Here is a 20790-nt window from a genome sequence, read left to right as displayed (position 1 = left end):
AATCGCGCCCATCAAACGTGGGCAGTTTTAGCTGTATTGTCTATATTTTTAGCTTAGTTATCGCAATATTTGGTCCAAAAAGATTTGAAAACTGCAACCTTTACAGAAAAACGCAAATTTATCGTTAAATTGGGTAAAATGCTTCACAAGTATGGTACGCCTGCTTACCGCCTAGAAGCCCACCTAATGGAAGTGGCTACATATTTAGGACTTAAATCGTCGTTTGTTATGTCGCCAACTTCGGTAACGTTTGTTATTTGGACTGATGGCCACGAAGACGAGTACACCCATGTTGCGCGTGTAGACCCTGGCGATCACGATTTAGGCTCACTTGCCGACACCGACGACCTTGTAAACCAAATGCTTGACGACAAGCTAACTTTACAAGAAGTTGACGCCCAGCTAGATGCTATCTACGACATGCCAAACCCATACAATAAACTTGTTACGGGCGTTGCGTTTGCAACTTCTGGTGGTGCGTTTGCAATGTTAATGGGTACTAGCTGGACTGATGTTATTTGGTCATCGCTTCTTACTTTAGTTGTTTATTTGTTTGTGCTTTGGTCGGGACGCTCAAAACGCGTAGCCCATATGCTTGAGCCATTGGTAGCCATAATATCGGCAATACTTGCCTGTGCAGTAAGCGTGTATATAACACCTGAAATAAACATACGCTTGGTGGTACTTTCGGCCATTATTGTATTTATACCAGGTTTAGCACTTGCGCTTGGCTTAGCAGAGCTTGCAGCGCGGCATTTAGTGTCGGGTACAGCAAGAGTCATGGACTCGTTTATGCTGTTATTTAAACTCTATTTTGGCGGTTTTATTGGCATAGGCATTGGCTTTGCACTCTTTGGGCAAGCTGACTTTGTACAACCTGAACCATTACCAAAGTGGACCGCATGGCTGGCTATATTTTTACTTTGTAGCAGCTTAATCGTTATTTTTAGAACCAAACTTAAGCACGCTGTTTGGTCTATTGCATCAGGCTTTATAGCGTATGGCACCAGTATTGGCTCGGCTATGTACCTTGATTACACGTTAGGTACGTTTGTGGGTGCTTTATCGGTAGGTATATTTAGTAACTTGTTTAACCGTGTTGCTAATGCGCCGGCTTCTATTGTGGCCATGCAAGGCTTAATTGTATTAGTACCAGGTAGCAAAACCTATATTGGCTTAAACTCACTCATTGAAGGCCAAGACTTTATATACGCAGAGCATATAGGCCAGCAAACGTTTTTAATATTTATGTCGCTTGTTGCAGGGCTAATATTTGCAAACGTAGCCCTACCGCCTAAAAAGAGTTTGTAACTGATATTGAGCACTCGCTTTACTTTAATTGAGTAAAGCGAGTAAAACATTAAACTAAAAACAACTACCAAGTAGCAATTGAGGCCAATGCTAAATGTTTTAGCTCATTACATTGCACTTGAGTCAAACTCAAAAACCTCATAGTGATTCCAACGTAAAAACAGTTCAGCGCTTTCTAAATAACCTAAACTCTGGATAATAAATCTATCTCAAGCAGCTATTTTCAGCGCTAACTGCGTTGAATTTACTTGCAATAGGCTAGATATTTGCGTATTCACTGGTGCGTAAACTGCTTTGCTGAGCTTGAATAAGCCATAAAACAGCCAGCGACAGTAAAACCGATTTCCATTTCATTATTGCTCCGTTCCCTCTATGAGTAGAGGTATTTTATGCGTGTTTTTATTAATTTAATAATAAAAGATGATAGTGAGGATTATTACTTGGCACTTCCCTATTGAGCAAAAGTACTCAATAGGGAAGTAACTCACTTAGCGTGACCAGTTAGTTTTGGCAAGCTCTACAATCTCGTTTCCTTTGCCGTTTATCAGCGCTTTCATCATGTAAACACTAAAGCCTTTTGCTTGCTCTAATTTGATTTGCGGCGGCATTGAAAGCTCTTGTTTTGCAGTATCGACTTCTAAAACAACAGGTCCTGAGTGGTTCATCATCTCGTTCATTGCCGATGGTAATTTTTCAGGGTCATCCACATGAATCCCTTTTAAGCCGCAGGCCTGTGCAATGTTAGCAAAACTTGGGTTTTCTAAATCGGTATCGCTTGATAAAAACCCACTGGCTTTCATTTCCATAGCCACAAAACTGAGTGAGCGATTATTATAAAGAACAATCTTTATTGGTAAATTAAGCTGCTTAAGTGAGATTAAATCCCCCATTAACATCGAAAAGCCACCATCACCACACATTGCAATGACTTGGCGGTCTCTATCAACAGATTGAACTCCCATTGCCTGCGACATCGCATTTGCCATAGAGCCATGATTAAACGAGCCAATTAAGCGACGCTTACCATTCATTGATAAATAACGCGCAGCCCACACTGTTGGCGTACCTACATCACAAGTAAAAACAGCATCGTCAGCTGCTTGTTCGTTGAGTAAACGCGTTAGGTATTGCGGGTGAATTAAGTTTTGCGAGGTTTTGCCACTGGCAAGTTCATCAAGATCTTGTCGAGACTCTTTGTAATTTTTAACACATTTTTGTAAGTGCGAACTGCTCCGTTCACCTTTAATATAATCAAGCAGTGTGGTCACTGAATTTTTAGTATCCCCTAACACGCCACAGTCAATTTGCACGTGTCGTCCGAGTGACGCAGCCTGATTATCAATTTGCAATATGGTGGTATTTTCGGGATAAAATGCACGATAAGGAAAGCTCGTACCAATCATAAGTAATGTATCGGCTTCTTGCATTGCATGATACCCCGATGCAAAGCCAATAAATCCGGTCATACCAACATCGTAAGGATTATCGTATTCAATAAATTCTTTACCGCGCATGGCATGCACAATTGGCGCTTGTAATTTTTCGGCTAGCGCAACAATTTCGTCGTGGGCATCCTTACAACCAGCACCACACAATAAGGTTACTTTTTTACTTTTATTAAGATGAGTCGCCATCGCTTCAATATCAGATAAAGCGGGGGTATAAGTTGCTGGCTTTGGCACGTTCCATTTTGGCTTAATAGCTTTAGGCATATCTTTTAATGCAATGTCGCCAGGTAGCACAAGTACACTCACGCCTTTGTTTAGTATTGCTTGTCGCATTGCTGTTTCTAGCAGGTACGGCATTTGCTCAGGGCTCGACACCATTTCACAATACACACTGCATTCTTTAAATAATTCTTGCGGATGGGTTTCTTGAAAATAACTACTACCAATTTCAGATGAAGGAATATGTGCGGCAATTGCTAATACTGGTACATTATTACGCTGACAATCAAATAAGCCATTAATTAAATGAAGGTTACCTGGCCCGCAAGAACCCGCACACACCGCAAGCTCGCCTGATAAATGGGCTTCGCCACCAGCTGCAAATGCGGCAACTTCTTCATGTCGCGTACCTAGCCATTCAATTGTTCCCATTTTTCGCAGACTTTCACTAATGCCGTTAAGTGAATCGCCAGTGACTCCCCAAATACGTTTTACGCCTGCTTGTTCGAGGGTTTTTGTAATAAAACTTGCGATATTTTGACTCATAATATAGAACTCCTAAATATTCAGTTATTCTGTAAATTGATTTTTCGTCTCTGATCTATCAGGTAAGTCATCGTTTAGAAATGCGCTCAATTATTGAGAATCGATAAGCTTAAATATTTTGATAATGATAGATATTTTACTACTGAGACTTTACTAACAAACGCCTGGGTTTGCTGCGCCCCCATACTGATACATAAAACATGAATGTCCGCTTTAAAGTGTTTATGAATATGCGGATGCGAGATTTTTAGTGGCTTAACTATGAATATGTTATTATGCGCTCAATTATTTTACTGAATGCTTTTCTCTTACTTCTATGTCAAATTCTGCTTCTTGCTTTACATTATTTTCTCAAAATATTGATGCTCTCGCGCTTCCTGAAAAGTTTACTTTCCCTTTTTATTACGAGCCGCAACCATTAGCTGTAGCAGCCACAAAACAATTACAGCAACAACTTGAAACGTTAACGCATTTAAAAGCAGAAAATACAGGTAAAATGTTTGGGGTTTTAGTGGTGCAAAATGTTAAGCAACAATTAGGCTTTTTAAGCGCTTATTCGGGACAAATTGAAGGTGATAAAGGCAATATTAGCTTTGTGCCGCCTGTTTCTAGCATGCAGCTGCAAGACGATACCTATTTGGCTCAAAGTAAAATAATTAACGATATTAATGCTCAAATTGAGCAATTAGAAAATAGCGAACAACTGCTTGAAGTTAATAGCAAACTTGATGATGCAACACAGAGCTACCAGCAAGCGTTATTAGCTCAACAGGCGGTAATGCAAGCCGGTCGTCGGCAACGAAAAATACAACGTACCGAAGGCGAATTAGAGCTTAGCGAAAGTGATTTTGAGCAGTTAAAAAATAAGCTTGCAGGGCAAAGCATCGTAGAAAAAAAGCAACTGCTGGCACTTAAAGCCTATTGGCAAAATATAATCGAGTCACTGCAGCAAACACACATCAATATTTCTGATGAAATTGCTCATTTAAAAAAGCGCCGTAAAACGCTTTCTAAAAGCTTACAAAAAAAGTTATTTACTCAGTACCAGTTTTTAAATGCAAATGGTGAAACTACAGACTTAAATGCCATATTTGCAGCATTACCTGAGCACACGCCTCCTTCGGGTGCTGGCGATTGTGCAGCGCCTAAATTATTACAATACGCCTATAAACATGACTTAAAGCCACTTGCTATGGCTGAATTTTGGTGGGGAGCAGCGCCTAAATCAGCAATTAGGCAGCATAAAAACTACTACCCTTCTTGTTACAGTAAATGCCAACCAATACTTGGGCACATGCTAAAGGGTTTAGATGTTGAAGATAACCCGCTACTTATCAACCCAGCTCAGGGTAAAGATTTAAGTATTGTTTATAAAGATGACGACTTACTTGTGGTAAATAAGCCCGCTGAGTTTTTATCGGTACCTGGCGTTAATATTGATGACTCAGTTTATATGCGAATCAAAACGCAGTTTCCAGAGGCATCAGGGCCACTAATTGTACACAGATTAGATATGTCGACTTCTGGGTTATTGATGATTGCGCTTAATAAACGCGTGCACAAAGCACTGCAAAAGCAGTTTATTGAACGCACCATAGATAAACGTTATGTCGCATTAGTTAATGGTAACGTAGCTGAGGATAGCGGAGTAATTGATTTACCCTTAGTGCTCGACTTTGATGATAAACCGCGCCAAATGGTATGTTATAAACACGGTAAGCCATCACTTACTACCTGGCACGTTTTAGAGCGTAACAACAATATTACCCGATTACAGTTATATCCTAAAACAGGGCGAACTCATCAACTAAGAGTGCATTGTGCGCACAGTTCAGGTTTAAACATGCCAATTATAGGCGACACACATTACGGGCAAAAAGCCGATAGATTACATTTACATGCAGAATACTTAGCATTTACTCACCCAATTACACTTAAACGATTAGAATTTGAAGTAGCCGCAGATTTTTAACAAAAGCACATAAACCGCTACCACTAAAACGTACAAATATTGGCTTTTATTAATTAAATTGATATTGTTTATGGTCTTATTTTTTTCAATGATGAGTATAAGAAACAGTTCAAACCCAAGTTTATTAAGCAATGCGAAAAAGTATTTCAATAATAAAAATAAATCAGCAAAGGATTAACATGGCTAACAATACACAAATAAAGATTTTAGGTAATACTTTATGGGCAAAGTATATTGTTCTCCTTTTATTTTTACTTTTTAGTAAGCTTGCCTCTGCTAACGGCGATTCATTAAATGCAACTTCACATGCGCTAGACTTTGACACGACTCAAACTCTCATCAATAACATAAAACTAAATGAATTAGACTATCTTCAAAATGGAGACAAACTCACTCAAGCGTTTAAAATAAGCAAAGATCAAAATTGGGAAAAGCTTCATCTAGAAGCGGCCGCTTTGTATGCGGAGTTACTTTTTAGACAAGAAAAATACGCAGCGTTAAATACTCACTTATCCTATTACTTAAAGAACAAAGAGTTACCAAACCAAAAAAGTGTGTATTTATTATTTCTCGAATCACAACTCAAGTCTCTAGCGAGGGATGCAAACCCAGCTCCAGCACACACGCTAGCCACAAAATTAGAAGAGAGCTTGCAACAGCATTCAACTAAAGAAAAAATCATTATTTTACGAGCACTTGCTTACTATTACACCGATACAGATGCATTGAAAAAGACCCTAAATGTTGCACTAGAGGGGTTAGAATTAGCATTAAAAGATGACGATTCAGCATCTCAAGGATACTTTTTTAGAAAAATAGCCGATGCATATAATTATCTAAACGAAAAAGACAAAGCCGTATATTATGCAAAAAAAGCGGTTGCGGCATATGAGCAAACGCAAGATGGGCTTTTTACTGCAAAAGCATATTGGAGTTTAGGCAATGTATTGCTGGAGATTAAGAAACCTAAAGATGCCTTAATATATCTAGACAAAGCATTGCTCTATTTTAAAAAAGTTAATATGCAAAAAGGCTTAACCTTTGCTCAGTACTCAATTGCCAGTATTGAGTACTTACAAGCAAACTACGATAAAGCTTTAACTTTAACTAAAGAAAACATTGAGCTTGCTCGTTCTGCAGGTGTTTATGATATGCAACTCGCATCGCTCATTTTGTTAGCTGACATATATATAAAACTAGATTTAATTGATCAAGCAAATGAAGCAAACGATGAGGTGTTTTTAAAATTAGATAAATTCAGCCGCAGTATTTATAAAGCCGATTTTTTAAGTAAACGCTATGAGCTAAAGCGACGCCTTAACTACACTGACGAGGCTTTTGAAGCAATTGAACAAAAGCTCCTTTATACAAAAAAACACTACGAAGCTACCAGTGAAAATAATATAAAAACACTACAGATACAGTTTGAAGTAAAAGAAAAAGAAGAAAAAATACAGCAACTAGAGTACGCAAAAGATATTAGTGAGCTACAAGCTAAAGAAGAATATCATCAAAAAATAATTTGGCGACTTAGCGCTGCTATTGCGTTTATTTTAGTGATTGTTTCATTATTTTTATTTTATCGACAAGCTCGACAACGTCAAAAGTATCACGATATTTCATTAACAGATTACCTAACAAATTGCCCTAATCGAAGAGGAATAATGCGCGCAGCAGAAGCAAAGCTTGATGAAGGTAAAATGACTATAGCAATTGTTGACTTAGACTACTTTAAAAAAGTTAACGACCATTTTGGTCACGATGTTGGCGATTTAGTTCTTATTGCCTTTGCAAAAGCTGCAAGAGAAACACTAAGTGGTGATCATCAGTTTGGCCGCTACGGCGGCGAAGAATGGTTGTTTGCACTAAATTCGGTTGACGAACTAGCTATTCGAGATATATTTGACCAGCTAGCCACTAGGTTTACCGAGCATTGTAGTAATATAAAAGACCTTCCTTGTGATACAAAAATCACTTTTAGTGTTGGAGCCTCTGTAAGTAACCCTTTAAAAAGCACACTAGATGTTCTTATTAAGCATGCAGATAAATTACTTTATAAAGCAAAAGAAAACGGAAGAAACCAAGTCGTTGTTGATTAAATAAACACAGCTAGAAGTACTTGCTCAGTTAATTGACTAAAGTCCATCTGTAACCATCTGTTTAATTTTATGTGCTTTTACAAAATGATCTAATTTATGGGTGTGTATCCACCAAGTAGCAGCTTCCATAAGTAGCTCTGGGTCGTCGTTTTTATTAGCAAAAAATGCATAAAAAGAAAGCCCTACATTTTCGCCTTTAACTGCTATTTTTTTATCGCACACGGTAATTATTTTTGCTCTTAGTTCTTCCCTCATACATACCTTATTTAATTATATTTTTACTATTAAAATACGCCATTTAAAAAGCTAACGATTAGCTGTAAAAGGCTTCTATCAACCAAGCCATGATTCTCAAGCTCTTTATTAGGCGTATTTACTTTTGCAGCTTTGCATTCATTATCTAATGTCTCATTTTTAAGTGTATCGGTTTCGTATGCAATATCTGCTTGTTCCATACATTTTGCCGAGCCTGCGTAAGGCTTTGCCGCACAAGCGCTTAGTAATAAAAAAAGTGGAATTGCTATCAATAATTGCTTCATAACTAATCCTATTTTTACGCAACTTATTTACTTTAAATTACAGTTGCAAGTTAGCCTATTTACTTTTCTACCACCATTACAAAAAATTCAAAAAAGAACGTACCGATGGCATCAAAAAAAGTGTTATTTTTTTCATCCTTTTTAATTTGTGCGCTAATGCATTGATTGTAAACCTGTGAGCTTGTTTGAGCGCCATTTCGATCAACCATTTCAGCCTCTTCAATGCATAAGTTAGGGTCAGAACGCGGGGCTGTACTACATGCACTCAGTAAAGCGCACAGCAATAATGCGGCGACGGGGCTTTTTATGTTCATCCTTAAACTATCCTATTCAGTTAACGTGCTACCTGCATTTATACCTATATGTATTATATGTGGGAGTAATACATATAGGTTGTACCTAAATAATGTTGCTACTTTATCACTGCAATAAAATCAACAACCAGTAAATATTTGTAAGGTTCTGTAGGGATTTATACTCCCTTTATAATTGAACTATGTAAAATCCTGAAATTATTGCATTCATATCACTGTAAAATTTACAGTGATATGAGCATAAAAATAAAAAATCAAAATAAAAGCAATAAAATACATCAACTTAATATTTGGCATTTAGTTTGCACATTAGTGATATAAGCAAATAAATTGTAAAAGGATTAGTTATGAATATTTTTGAAGCACTACGTCACGATCATGACAAACAACGAGAATTAGTAGATGCGCTTATTCAAACGCACGGCGAAACAGAGCAGCGCCACACGCTAATGGACGAGCTAAAAACAGAACTAGAACAACACGCAAAATTTGAAGAACGTTACTTTTATAACCCACTTATGTTTGATGACTTAACTCATGAAAAAGCGCGCCACAGCGTAGCTGAACATCACGAAATTGATGAATTAATTGAACAACTTGAAGATACCGAAATGAGCTCGTCTGCATGGTTAGTTGCAGCTAAAAAGCTACACCATTTGGTACATCATCATTTAAGTGAAGAAGAACACGAAGTGTTTCAATTAGCGGGTAAAGCACTTACCGAAGGGCAAAAAGAGAGCCTTGCTGAGCAATACAACGACGCAATGCATTAGTTGCATAACATGCAAACCGACTTCCACACACTCCCTGTGTACTTATTGGTTATAAGCCTTATGGCTTATAACCAATTTTTTTGCATGTACTTTATTACTTTACAGTAAATTTCACGTCTTGGTCGCGTAGTAAGTAAAGTGCAAAACACGCAGCCCACATTGGCCATGCAGTAAAGAATAATAAGTTATTAAAGCCATCTATGTACTGGTTGTAAGATGAAAGCGTAGACAAACCATGCATCACAAAAATCACACCATAAGTAATGCGTTTTTTAATACCCGCTAAAAATGCTAAAACAAGCACTAACTGCACCGCACCAATAATGTAAGCCACTATATCTGTAGAGCCACTAATACCGTAAAAATGTTCAAAAATACGTGCGCTATGTCCAGGATTAACAAACTTATCGAATGTCCACATAACCATTACAATAAACACGCCTAAACGCAAAGATAAAAGTGACCACTGCAAACGGTTTTGCACATCAGAATTCATTGAACCTGTCATAAAATTTCCTTAAATGAATATTAATAAACTTAGAAGTAACCTAGACCGTATAAGTTATTTTTTATTTCAAAAATTTTTAATTAAATTCATTAGTTAAGCCATGCAGTACTAAAAGTGAAGCTTATTTAAGTAATTTAAAAATGCTGCATAAAAGTTAACTCTTTTAAAATGTTAGCAGGTTGAAAGTAGTCTATAATTAAAAATTCTATTAAAAGCATATATTTACATTCAGTCTAGTACAATCGCTGTATTAATATTTTATCAACTAATAAAACAATACTACTTAATTACCATCTTTATAATGCATCTGTTTTGTTATGTTCTAAAAAACAAAAAGAATCAAAATTTTACTGAAAGTTATTTTTAATCCTTTCGGTCTTTATCGCCAACAACATTTTAACCGTAGAGAGAAAACGTTTGAAACACGCATATTTAGCACTTTCCCTAGCCACCATATTAAATACACCACTTAATGCTTTTGCAGCCGAAGAATCAAAAACAGCAAAAGAAGGCGCAATTGAGCGTATTGAGGTGGCAGGCCAAGTTATTAAATCTCAAGGTCTTTCGGTTAAAAATGCCACTGTAGACGGCCCTTTTGGCGACAACTTAGCTCTACAAGATATAGCCCGTTCAGTAACACCAATTTCAAGCGAGTTAATAGAACAACTCAATATTACGACTTTACAAGATGTACTTGCAGTAAGTCCTAATACCTATTCAGCCAGTGGTTTTGGAGCACCTAGTTTACCTACTATTCGTGGGCAACTAGGTGAGCTTTTCCAAGATGGTACACGCCGCCAAGCAGGTAATAATGGCTTCGGTGTGCCGTTATCGTTCAACTCTGTAGAACAAATAGATGTAGTAAAAGGCGCGCCACCGGTATTATTTGGTTCAAGCCAACGCAACGGTGGTTTTGTAAACTTACATTCTAAAAAAGCATCAACTGACGACAGTAAAGGCAAAGCAACGGTATCTGCAGGACGATGGGATCAGTACAGTGTTTTAGTTGATTACAGTGCACCTATAGTAAAAGACAAAGTAGGCTTTAGAGTAAGCGCTGAACACATTGATAACGGCAGTTACTACGACTTTTCGGGCACGAAAAGCGACAGCCTATTTGCAGCACTTAGGGTGTTACCTGATGACAAGAGCAGCTGGGATATTAACTTTGAGTTATACCAAGTTGAATTTACCGATAACGCAGGTATTAACCGCCCTACTCAAGCGCTAATAGATAATGGCCTTTATATTACCGGCCAAGGCGTTCAAGCAAATGGCAGTACAGTTCCAGCGGCAGGTTCTATTGTTTCACCTACTGGGCAAGTAAAAATAGACCGTAGTACAGTACTTACCGACCCTGACAATCAAAACGAAGCCACTACTTATTTACTACACAGTATTTATAAGCGTGAACTTTCAAACAATGCATCAATAAAAAACATTACGTATTTTCAGCACTTACAACGCGAAGAAATTGCACAAAATAGCTTTGTTGAAATTATAGATGGTGCCGATACCGCGCAAAACCGTACCGAACTGACTTACCAATGGAGCAACGAACAGCAAACAATTTTTGCTTTTGATGTGCGTTACAACCGCGTGCTAGGCTACAGCCAATTTACAACAGAAGCCGACTTACCTATTGATTTAACTGGCCCAGTTTCAAATCGCCGCATTCCTTTAACTGATGCACAACAAGCGCGTTTAATTGAAATTAGTCCAGGTGTATTTGTATCCCCTGGTGGTCAGTACGATATTAATAACGATGGCAGCGGCGACTTTAACTTATCAGACACTACCGATTCGCGCTCATGGCAAACGGGTTTTGCTATTCAGCAAGATTCAGATTGGACAGATAAGTTTCATACAAGTGTTGGTTACCGCATTGATTTTTATGACGTAGACGCGCACGACCCAATAGCACCAGAGGGTGAAATTGCAGCTCGCGATAGCATTAACGATAAGCTACATTCGGGGCAAGTAAGCTTTAACTACCGATTAAACGGTGATTACACCACTTATGGTGCAGCAAGTTACAACGAAGCCACATCAAATAGCATGGCTGGCGGCACGTCTCTTGGTGGCGACAACACAATTAGCGCACAAAACTTTTCAACCGAAAATACCTTGGTTGAATTTGGTTTAAAATACGCACCAACTAACAGCGATTGGTACGCCGATGGTGCGGTGTTTAGCCAACGTCGTAGTTTACGTAATCGCGATGGTAGTAATACTGGCATTCGTACTACCGGCTTTGAAAGCCAAGTATTTTATGACGCCTACCCTTATTGGCTAAGTGCTGGCTACAGCTATATTGACGCTCGCTACGATAATTCTGCAAGTAGTCAAGATTCGGCTCAAGTAGCTGATGCATTTGACAACTCACGTCCAGATATTATTGAAGGTACCAGTGTTGGCGCACCTAGCTTTACCGCTTTTGCACCTTCAAACACACGTGTACAGGGCATCCCTGAGCAATCTTTCAGCTTTAACGGAAATTATTCAATTAATTCGAAATGGCAAACGGGTTTTTCAGGTCTATATACAAAGAGTTATCCATTAGACTTTTTGGCGACGGTAAAAATTCGTGATCAGTACACACTAAACGTAAATACTAGCTATGCTTTTACGCCTAGTACCAAGTTACGATTAGATGTGAACAACGTAACGAATCAAAAAAACTGGCGCCCAGTATTTGAAGGCGGTTACTTTGGCGCAACATTGGCATTTCCTGAATTGCCAATAAACGCAAAATTAACACTAACCCATAATTTTTAAGAGCGGTTTGAGAGAGAACATGATTAAAAAAATATTTTTATTATTGATTGCAGCGGCCGCCGTCGGCCTGTTCTTTCATTTTGACTTACACCAACTACTTACGCTTGATGGCTTAAAAGGGTCGATGGATCAGTTTAACCAATACAAAGAGCAGTCACCGTTACTCGTTATTGGTGGGTTCTTTTTACTATACGTAGTAGTTACAGCTCTCTCGTTACCGGGCGCAGCTATTTTAACACTTGCAGCAGGTGCATTGTTTGGTTTAGTTGAAGGCTTATTGGTTGCATCTTTTGCATCAACTATTGGCGCAACACTTGCCTTTTTAGTATCGCGTTACTTACTACGCGACACTATTAAACAACGCTTTCCTGAGCGCTTAGCTGCAATTGATGCAGGCGTTGAAAAAGAAGGTGGATTTTACTTATTTACTCTTCGTTTAGTGCCGGTGTTTCCGTTCTTTTTAATAAACCTATTAATGGGTGTTACTTCAATAAAGTCATGGACTTATTACTGGGTAAGCCAAGCAGGTATGCTCGCCGGTACATTTGTATTTGTTAACGCAGGTACACAACTGGCGCAAATAGAAAGCTTATCTGGAATTTTATCATTCAACTTAATCTTATCATTCGCTTTATTGGGTATATTCCCATTCATTGCAAAAGGAATCTTAAACGTGTTTAAAAAGCGTCGCGTATACAAAAACTACACTAAGCCTAAAAAATTCGACCGTAACATGATTGTTATTGGCGCAGGCGCAGGTGGTTTGGTAACAAGTTATATAGCCGCTGCTGTTAAAGCAAAAGTAACCCTTATTGAAGCGGGCGAAATGGGCGGTGACTGTTTAAACTATGGTTGTGTTCCAAGTAAAGCAGTCATTAAAAGCGCTAAAATTGCAGAACAAATTCGCCATGGTGAAAACTACGGCCTAGAAAATGCGACACCGCAGTTTTCGTTCAAAAAAGTAATGGCACGTGTACACAAAGTAATTGCAGATGTAGCACCACACGACAGTGTTGAGCGTTACACTGACTTAGGCGTAGATGTTGTAAAAGGCTACGGTAAATTAATAGACCCGTGGACTGTAGAAATTAAACTTAACGATGGCGGCACGCAAACACTTACCGCCCGTACTATTGTGATTGCCACTGGCGCGCGCCCATTTGTACCGCCACTACCTGGTATTGAAGAAACTGGCTATGTAACAAGCGATACGTTGTGGAATAAATTTGCAGAGCTAGATGAGGCACCTAAAAAACTTGTAGTACTTGGTGGTGGTCCAATTGGTAGCGAATTAGCACAAAGCTTTGCACGTTTAGGTTCAAGTATTACGCAAATTGAAATGGCGGAGCGCATCATGATCAAAGAAGATCTTGAAGTGTCTACTTTTGCTCACGAAGCGTTAACCGAAAGTGGCGTTAATATTTTAACATCGCACCAAGCACTTCGCTGTGAAACGCGCGATGGTAAAAAATATATTGTTGTTAAACATAACGACAAAGAAATAGATATTGAATACGACGAGCTATTATGTGCCGTTGGTAGAAGTGCACGCCTTAAAGGTTACGGTCTTGAAGAGCTAGGCATTGAAACAAACCGCACAGTAGTAACTAACGAATACCTAGAAACACTGTACCCAAATATTTTCGCAGCTGGCGATATTGTAGGTCCATACCAGTTTACACATGTGGCCGCTCATCAGGGTTGGTACGCAGCGGTAAATGGCTTATTTGGTCACCTTAAAAAGTTTAAAGTAGATTACCGTGTTATTCCGTGGACTACGTTTATTGACCCAGAAGTAGCACGTGTTGGCTTAAACGAGCAAGACGCAAAAGACAAAGGCATAGATTACGAAATCACTCGTTTTGAATTTGAAGAGCTAGACCGTGCAATTACCGACAGCGCCACTAAAGGCTTTATTAAAGTGATTACACCCAAAGGCAAAGACAAAATATTGGGTGTTACCGTAGTATCTGAACACGCTGGCGATTTAATTGCTGAGTTTGTACTGGCAATGAAACACGGTTTAGGCCTTAACAAAATACTCGGTACTATACACAGCTACCCTACTTGGGCTGAAGGTAACAAATACGCAGCAGGTGAGTGGAAACGCGCTCATGCACCTGAAAAAGTGCTTAACTTGCTTGAAAAATACCACACATGGCGCAGAGGTTAATTATGTTTAAAACACCTCTAAAAGCATTGCTACTTGGTTCGGCTTTAGTTGTAACATCGTTTGCAACGTCATTTTCGGCCCAAGCCCAAAACATGCACGATAGCTGGAATGCATTGTTAAATAAGCATGTTGTCGCTATTAACCATAATCACAGTACTGAGGTTGATTACGCTGCTATAAAACGTGAGCATGCACAGCTAAAAACGTATTTAGATTCGTTAACGGCTGTAACGCAAAGCGAATTTGACGCGTGGAAAAAGCCTAAGCAACTCGCTTTTTTAATCAATGCTTATAATGCGTGGACTGTTGAACTTATATTGACAAAGTACCCAGATCTTAAATCAATTAAAGACTTAGGGAGCTTTTTTAGCTCACCATGGAGTAAAGAGTTTGTGCCATTACTTGGCAAAACTCGCAGCCTTGATGATATTGAGCATGGTTTAATACGTGGCAGCGGTAAATACAACGACCCTCGCATTCACTTTGCGGTAAATTGCGCGAGTATTGGTTGTCCAGCGCTTCGAGAAGAAGCGTATACAGCCACTGATTTAGAAAGCCAATTGCAAGAGCAAACGGTGCGCTTTTTATCAGATATGACACGTAATATGGCTCAAGAAAATACGCTAAGCGTGTCTTCAATATTTAAGTGGTACGGCGATGACTTTGAAAAAGGCTTTAGAGGTGCAAACACGCTACAGCAGTTTTTCTTGCAGTATCCTGATGCCCTTAAACTGATACCCGCTCAGCAAAAAGCACTTGAAAATGATGACATGAAAGTTAAATTTTTAGACTACAACTGGGATTTAAATGTTCGCCATTAAGTTTTGGCAAACACTGACGCGATACAGCTTTTGCTGTGTCGCGTTTTGCGTTTGTGCAATCGTAAATTTAGCTGTTTTTTCGAGCACTGCGTTTGCTAATCCCGCTATTAACTCAAATAGTAAAAGTAATTTAGTAATTAACACACAACAGGGATCTCGCTGGCAACAAGTTCAAACACTTGGTCGCAATCAAGATGTATACTTTTATGCATGGGGCGGCGACGCGCAAATAAATGCCTATATTCAATGGGCAGCTCAGCAAGTTAAAACTAAGTACAACATTAACCTAGTGCATGTAAAATTAAGTGACACCAGCGAAGCAGTAAGCCGTGTACTTGCCGAAAAATCAGCAAACAATAACAACCAAGGCAGCGTAGATTTAATGTGGATCAACGGGGCTAACTTTGCCACCATGAGTGAGCACTCTCTGCTTTTAAAAGAATGGGCTAATAAACTCCCCTACTTTGCATTAACCGATCCGGCTAACAACCCTGCTGTAACCTTTGACTTTGGTTTACCTACCAATGGTATGGAGGCCCCATGGGGGCAAGCGTCACTTACATTTTATTACGACAGCATTGCAATAAATGGAAAGGCAAACAATAAATTGCCTACGACATTAAACGAATTATTAAACTGGAGCGCGCAAAACCCTGGTCGCTTTAGTTACCCAAAGCCGCCTGACTTTTTAGGTATGAGCTTTTTAAAATACGCCTTAGTTGTGCTGCATAAGCACAGCAGCGAAAACATTAAAGCGCAGCTAAACCAACCAGCTACAACTAAAAATACGGCGCAAGTGTTAAACCCACTGTGGGACTTTTTAGATAAACTACACCCAACTCTTTGGCGTGGTGGCACTCATTTTATGCAAAGTGGTGCTCAAATGCGCCGCCTTGTGGACGATACAGAGTTGAGTTTAGCCTTTACTTTTTCTGCACCTGAAGTACCGGCAGCTGTAAAACGCTATGATTTACCAAACAGCATTCGCAGTTACGCAATGAGTGATGGCAGTTTGAGTAATACCCATTTTGTGGCAATCCCTTACAATGCAAGCCACCAGCAAAGTGCGCAATTAGTGGCTAATTTTTTAATGAGCCCTGAGGCACAAGCTGAAAAACAAAAAGCGCATATATGGGGCGATAAAAGCGTACTTATTCAATCAACGTTAACGCCCGATCAGCAAACCTTATTTAAAACAGCTAAACCGCATCCAAGTGCACTGCCTTTAAACAGTATTAAACGCACATTGAGCGAACCTCATCCAAGCTGGGTAAACGCCATTATGCAAGGTTGGCAAACCCGTTATGGAGTAAGCCAATGAGCGTTATTTCAAAAAGTGTACCAGTAAATACCAAAGCAACAACGCAGTGCAGCACCGATATGTTTACGCGCATTGTAAAATTTAGCCCGCGATTTTTACTCGCTTTACTTATATTACCCGTACTTGGTGGCTTAATTAGCGTATTGCTGCCAGCCTTTGGTTATGCGCCCGTACTTGAGCAAACAACGTTTAGCTTGCAAGGTTTTAATGCCCTTTGGCAAACACCTGGCCTTACCCAAATGGTTACCTTAAGCGTTGCAACGGGCTTAATAAGTACTTTGCTTGCATTTATCATTACCTTAATGATTTTAGCTGCGTTTTTTAATAGCCCGTGGCTCAACCGAATTCAGCGTTTATTGAGCCCTATATTAGTGATACCTCATGCCGCCGCGGCTATTGCGGTGGGGTTTTTAATTGCCCCTTCAGGTATGATTTCACGCTTAGCGTCGCCTTGGTTAAGCGGCTGGGAACTTGCGCCAAACGGCATGTTTCCGCATGATTCATTCGGTATTAGTATTATTTTAGGCTTAACACTAAAAGAGCTTCCCTTTTTATTATTAATGGCACTGGGCGTACTTGCTCAACCTGAGCTTGGCAAAAAATTACGCCAACAACATAAGGTTGCGCTTAACTTGGGTTATTGTCCAATGACCGCCTTTTTTAAAGTAATACTGCCAAGTCTTTATCCGCTGTTGCGTTTGCCGCTTTTAGCCGTGCTTGCCTATGCAAGTGCCAGTGTAGAAATGCCACTCATTTTAGGCCCAAATACACCACCCACCTTGGCCGTTGCAATAATGCATTGGTTTAACGATGTTGATTTAAACCTGCGTATTAAAGCCTCAGCAGGTGCTTTATTACAACTGGCTGTTACAGGCGGGTTGTTAGCCCTTTGGCTTGCCGGAGAAAAAGCCATAAAAGTATTATTTAGCGACTCGCTCACTAATGGAGTGCGCGAATACGGCGGATTTTATTGGCAAAAAATAACGGTCGTACTCACCGCATTAGTAATTAGCTTTATACTGTTGTCACTTATTGGTTTAGTTATGTGGTCGGTTGCAGGTTTTTGGCGCTTTCCAGATGCAATGCCTGAACAATTTACACTACTGCATTTTAAAAGTGCGCTAATGCAAATGGGCAGCCCGCTTTTTAATACGCTAGCAATCGGTTTAGTAACCACGCTATTTGCCATTATTCTTACTTTATTGTGTTTAGAATCAGAGCAGTTGAGTGACAAACCTATTTCTCGTTTTACCAGTTTAATTATTTACTTACCGTTATTAGTGCCCAGTATTGCCTTTTTATTTGGGCTAGTATGGATACAACAACTGGTAAATAACCAAGCCGCATTTTTTAATGTAGTACTTACGCATTTACTATTTGTGCTGCCTTATGTGTTTTTGTCACTTGCGAGCAGCTATAGACGTTTAGACCCTCGTTTTGCTCATGTTGCAGCAAGCTTAGGCGCAGCGCCATGTAAGGTGTTTTTTAAAGTAAAACTACCTCAGTTGTTTGCCCCTATTTTAATTGCAGCCGCACTGGGCTTAGCTATTAGTTTTGGACAATACCTCCCCACGCTTTTAGCTGGCGGCGGGCGTATAGCCACAATAACAACCGAAGCCGTTACGCTTGCCAATGGCGCAAGCAGACGCACCAGTGCCGTGTACGCTATTATGCAAATGGCACTGCCGCTTATTGGATTTATACTGGCATGGGGTTTACCTAAATATTTTTTCAAAAGTGCACGTTCTTAAAAGTACGCGAGTTTAAAACGTGCACATATTTAAAGCTCCCATGTTTAACACTATCAGGGTTAAGGTTTTTTAATGCAGTCATCGTTACAGATTAAAAATTGTCAGCTTTATCGCCAAAATGAGCTGTTACTTAGCTTAAACGAGCAAGTTAATGGCGGTGAAATTCTGACTATTATGGGCCCATCAGGCAGTGGTAAATCAAGCTTATTGAATTGGCTTACGGGTACTTTACCAAGTAGCTTTAAGGCCAATGGAGAGGTGTGGCTTAATGGACAAAATATCAATAATACCCCTCCACACTTGCGCCATATTGGAGTGCTTTATCAAGACGCTTTATTATTTTCTCATTTAACTGTTGCTGGTAACATTGCCTTTGCAATGCCCAAAGGTAATAAAAAACAACGCCTTGAAAAAATAGAACACGCACTTGAGAAAGTCGGCCTTAAAGACATGGGCAATCGCCACCCCGACAACCTCTCAGGTGGGCAACAAGCCCGTGTTGCATTATTACGTATGCTGCTGAGCGAACCTAAAGCCATTTTACTTGACGAACCCTTTAGCAAACTCGACACCCAACTGCGTGTTGATACACGCGAACTCGTGTTTAGCCAAATACGCGATCATAAGCTACCTGCAATTATGGTTACTCATGATCATAGCGATGCCGACGCTGCAAATGGCAAACTCATTACTTTAAGTAGCGCACTTTAATACATGACTTTAATGAATAGTTTTAAACGCATAAGGCAACAAACATGCTAGACAAATTTATCACCCCTGTAATTAAGCCACTGTTAACACCTGTGGTTATGCTTATGCATAAACGCGGCATAACCGCCGATCAGCTAACCGTAGTTGGCTTTTTAGTTGGCTTATTAGCAGTGCCATTACTGGCGTTTGAAATGTGGTACGGCGCATTAGTTGCCATTGCTTTAAATCGAATTTTAGATGGACTTGATGGCGCATTAGCACGCTATGCAAACCAAAGTTCAAGCGCAGGTGGCTTTTTAGATATCACACTCGACTTTTTATTCTACGCGGCTATTCCGCTTGGCTTTATTTTGGCAAACCCTGAGCAAAACGCGATAGCGGGATCGTTATTACTTGCTACTTTTATTGGTACGGGTTCAAGCTTTTTAGCTTTTGCGATTGCCGCCGAAAAATTTAAACTCGAAAAACCACAATTTAAATACAAAAGCTTTTACTACTTAAACGGCTTAACCGAAGGCACTGAAACAATAGCGCTATTTATTGCATTTTGTATTTGGCCGCAGCACTTTGCGGTTATGGCGAGCATTTTTGGTATTGCGTGTGGCATAACTATTTTTACCCGTATACATGGCGGTTATCACACACTTAAGCAACAAGAAGCCGATGCTAACAAAGCAGCTGAAAACGTGCCTAGCAGTTCAAATTCTGAGGTAATAAATGACTAATGAAGTATGGTGGCGCTTAGGCTTCTTTTTTAGCATTTTAGTTATAATGATGCTGCTTGAAGCGCAAAAACCAGCGCGTAAATCACCAATAAAAAGCAGTACACGTTGGTTTGCTAACTTTGGGTTAGTGTTTGCTTCATCAGTTGTTGCGCGCTTAGTGGTTCCCATTGGGCTAACCGCCGTAGCACTTTACAATCAAGAGCACGGCATAGGCTTATTTAATCAAATAGCTCTACCAAGCAGTTTAATTATTATATTGAGCATACTTTTACTCGATATATTAATTTATTGGCAACATAGGTTATTTCATAACGTGCCTATTTTATGGCGCTTGCACCGTGTACATCACGCCGATGCACACGTGGATACCAGTACGGGCTTGCGCTTTCACCCTATCGAAATTGTACTGAGCATACTTATAAAACTCATTGCAATAACTGCTCTTGGCGTACCTGCCATTGCGGTACTTATTTTTGAAATAGCACTTAATGGTTTAGCATTATTTAATCATGCAAATATACGCCTACCTAATGCCATTGAAAAACCACTGCGTTTAATTTTAATGACGCAAATATTGCATCGAATTCACCATAGCCAAGTGGTTAGCGAAACTAACTCAAACTATGGTTTTAGTGTAATTTGGTGGGATAAATTATTTGGTAGTTACAAAGGTAAAGCTAAAAAAACCGACGCAGATATAAATATTGGCTTAAAAGAATACCCAAGCCAAAACCAAAATGCGTCCCTTTTGGGGTTACTTACAATGCCTTTTAAAAACAAG

At 39.5% G+C, this 20790-nt stretch carries 17 protein-coding genes; 12 read left to right on the top strand and 5 right to left on the bottom strand.

Going from position 1 to position 20790, the window contains the following annotated elements:
• Positions 1-84: 84 nt before the first annotated feature.
• Positions 85-1311 (top strand): threonine/serine exporter ThrE family protein, encoded by a 1227-nt coding sequence (locus H5116_RS18745; RefSeq protein ID WP_002960134.1) that lies wholly within the window; start codon positions 85-87, stop codon positions 1309-1311.
• A 488-nt stretch (positions 1312-1799) separates the two neighbouring features.
• Here the strand turns inward: H5116_RS18745 and poxB are convergent, their stop codons facing one another.
• Positions 1800-3524, bottom strand: a complete 1725-nt coding sequence (gene poxB / locus H5116_RS18740; protein WP_182716824.1) for a ubiquinone-dependent pyruvate dehydrogenase — start codon at positions 3522-3524, stop codon at positions 1800-1802.
• 316 nt (positions 3525-3840) lie between these two features.
• On the opposite strand from poxB, the gene H5116_RS18735 reads away from it, so the two are divergent.
• Together H5116_RS18735 and H5116_RS18730 are read left to right on the top strand one after the other, a co-directional pair.
• Positions 3841-5496: an RluA family pseudouridine synthase gene (locus tag H5116_RS18735; protein ID WP_182716823.1), complete on the top strand. Its 1656-nt coding sequence runs from the start codon at positions 3841-3843 to the stop codon at positions 5494-5496.
• Between the two features lie 179 nt (positions 5497-5675).
• Positions 5676-7595: a GGDEF domain-containing protein gene (locus H5116_RS18730; RefSeq protein ID WP_182716822.1), complete on the top strand. Its 1920-nt coding sequence runs from the start codon at positions 5676-5678 to the stop codon at positions 7593-7595.
• Positions 7596-7631: 36 nt separating this feature from the next.
• Here H5116_RS18730 and H5116_RS18725 read toward each other — a convergent pair whose 3' ends face one another.
• The 3 genes from H5116_RS18725 to H5116_RS18715 are packed head-to-tail and all read right to left on the bottom strand — an operon-like array spanning position 7632 to position 8448.
• Positions 7632-7850: a DUF6500 family protein gene (locus H5116_RS18725; protein WP_149603545.1), complete on the bottom strand. Its 219-nt coding sequence runs from the start codon at positions 7848-7850 to the stop codon at positions 7632-7634.
• Positions 7851-7879: 29 nt separating this feature from the next.
• A complete protein-coding gene (locus H5116_RS18720; protein ID WP_096794392.1) occupies positions 7880-8134 on the bottom strand; it encodes a hypothetical protein in 255 nt (84 codons plus the stop codon).
• Positions 8135-8193: 59 nt separating this feature from the next.
• The gene (locus H5116_RS18715; protein WP_076924239.1) at positions 8194-8448 is read right to left on the bottom strand and encodes a hypothetical protein; all 255 of its coding nucleotides are present in this window, start codon (positions 8446-8448) and stop codon (positions 8194-8196) included.
• 347 nt (positions 8449-8795) lie between these two features.
• Here H5116_RS18715 and H5116_RS18710 point away from each other — a divergent pair, with 347 nt between their 5' ends.
• Positions 8796-9221: a hemerythrin domain-containing protein gene (locus H5116_RS18710; protein ID WP_182716821.1), complete on the top strand. Its 426-nt coding sequence runs from the start codon at positions 8796-8798 to the stop codon at positions 9219-9221.
• A gap of 94 nt (positions 9222-9315) precedes the next feature.
• On the opposite strand, the gene H5116_RS18705 is transcribed toward H5116_RS18710, so the two are convergent.
• A complete protein-coding gene (locus H5116_RS18705; RefSeq protein ID WP_096794390.1) occupies positions 9316-9729 on the bottom strand; it encodes a hypothetical protein in 414 nt (137 codons plus the stop codon).
• Between the two features lie 417 nt (positions 9730-10146).
• Here H5116_RS18705 and H5116_RS18700 point away from each other — a divergent pair, with 417 nt between their 5' ends.
• The 8 genes from H5116_RS18700 to H5116_RS18665 form a co-directional block, all read left to right on the top strand.
• Positions 10147-12507, top strand: coding sequence for a TonB-dependent siderophore receptor (locus H5116_RS18700; RefSeq protein WP_182716820.1), 2361 nt, complete (start codon positions 10147-10149; stop codon positions 12505-12507).
• Positions 12508-12526: 19 nt separating this feature from the next.
• Positions 12527-14680 (top strand): FAD-dependent oxidoreductase, encoded by a 2154-nt coding sequence (locus tag H5116_RS18695; protein WP_182716819.1) that lies wholly within the window; start codon positions 12527-12529, stop codon positions 14678-14680.
• Positions 14681-14682: 2 nt separating this feature from the next.
• A complete protein-coding gene (locus H5116_RS18690; RefSeq protein WP_182716818.1) occupies positions 14683-15501 on the top strand; it encodes a DUF547 domain-containing protein in 819 nt (272 codons plus the stop codon).
• Positions 15488-16822, top strand: a complete 1335-nt coding sequence (locus H5116_RS18685) for an ABC transporter substrate-binding protein (RefSeq protein ID WP_182716817.1) — start codon at positions 15488-15490, stop codon at positions 16820-16822. The genes H5116_RS18690 and H5116_RS18685 overlap by 14 nt, the downstream gene beginning before the upstream one ends.
• On the top strand, positions 16819-18573 hold the full coding sequence (locus tag H5116_RS18680; RefSeq protein ID WP_182716816.1) for an ABC transporter permease: 1755 nt from the start codon (positions 16819-16821) through the stop codon (positions 18571-18573). Before H5116_RS18685 ends, H5116_RS18680 begins: the two co-directional genes overlap by 4 nt.
• A gap of 72 nt (positions 18574-18645) precedes the next feature.
• A complete protein-coding gene (locus H5116_RS18675; RefSeq protein ID WP_182716815.1) occupies positions 18646-19284 on the top strand; it encodes an ATP-binding cassette domain-containing protein in 639 nt (212 codons plus the stop codon).
• 44 nt (positions 19285-19328) lie between these two features.
• Positions 19329-20009, top strand: coding sequence for a CDP-alcohol phosphatidyltransferase family protein (locus H5116_RS18670; RefSeq protein WP_182716814.1), 681 nt, complete (start codon positions 19329-19331; stop codon positions 20007-20009).
• Positions 20002-20790 (top strand): sterol desaturase family protein (locus H5116_RS18665; protein WP_182716813.1); only part of this gene is annotated, 789 nt, incomplete at its 3' end. The genes H5116_RS18670 and H5116_RS18665, both read left to right, overlap by 8 nt.

This window comes from Pseudoalteromonas sp. SG45-2 (assembly GCF_014164115.1).
Classification (GTDB): Bacteria; Pseudomonadota; Gammaproteobacteria; order Enterobacterales; family Alteromonadaceae; genus Pseudoalteromonas; species Pseudoalteromonas distincta.
Note: the sequence above shows the minus strand (reverse complement) of the source record. Positions and strands in the feature narration are given on the sequence as shown.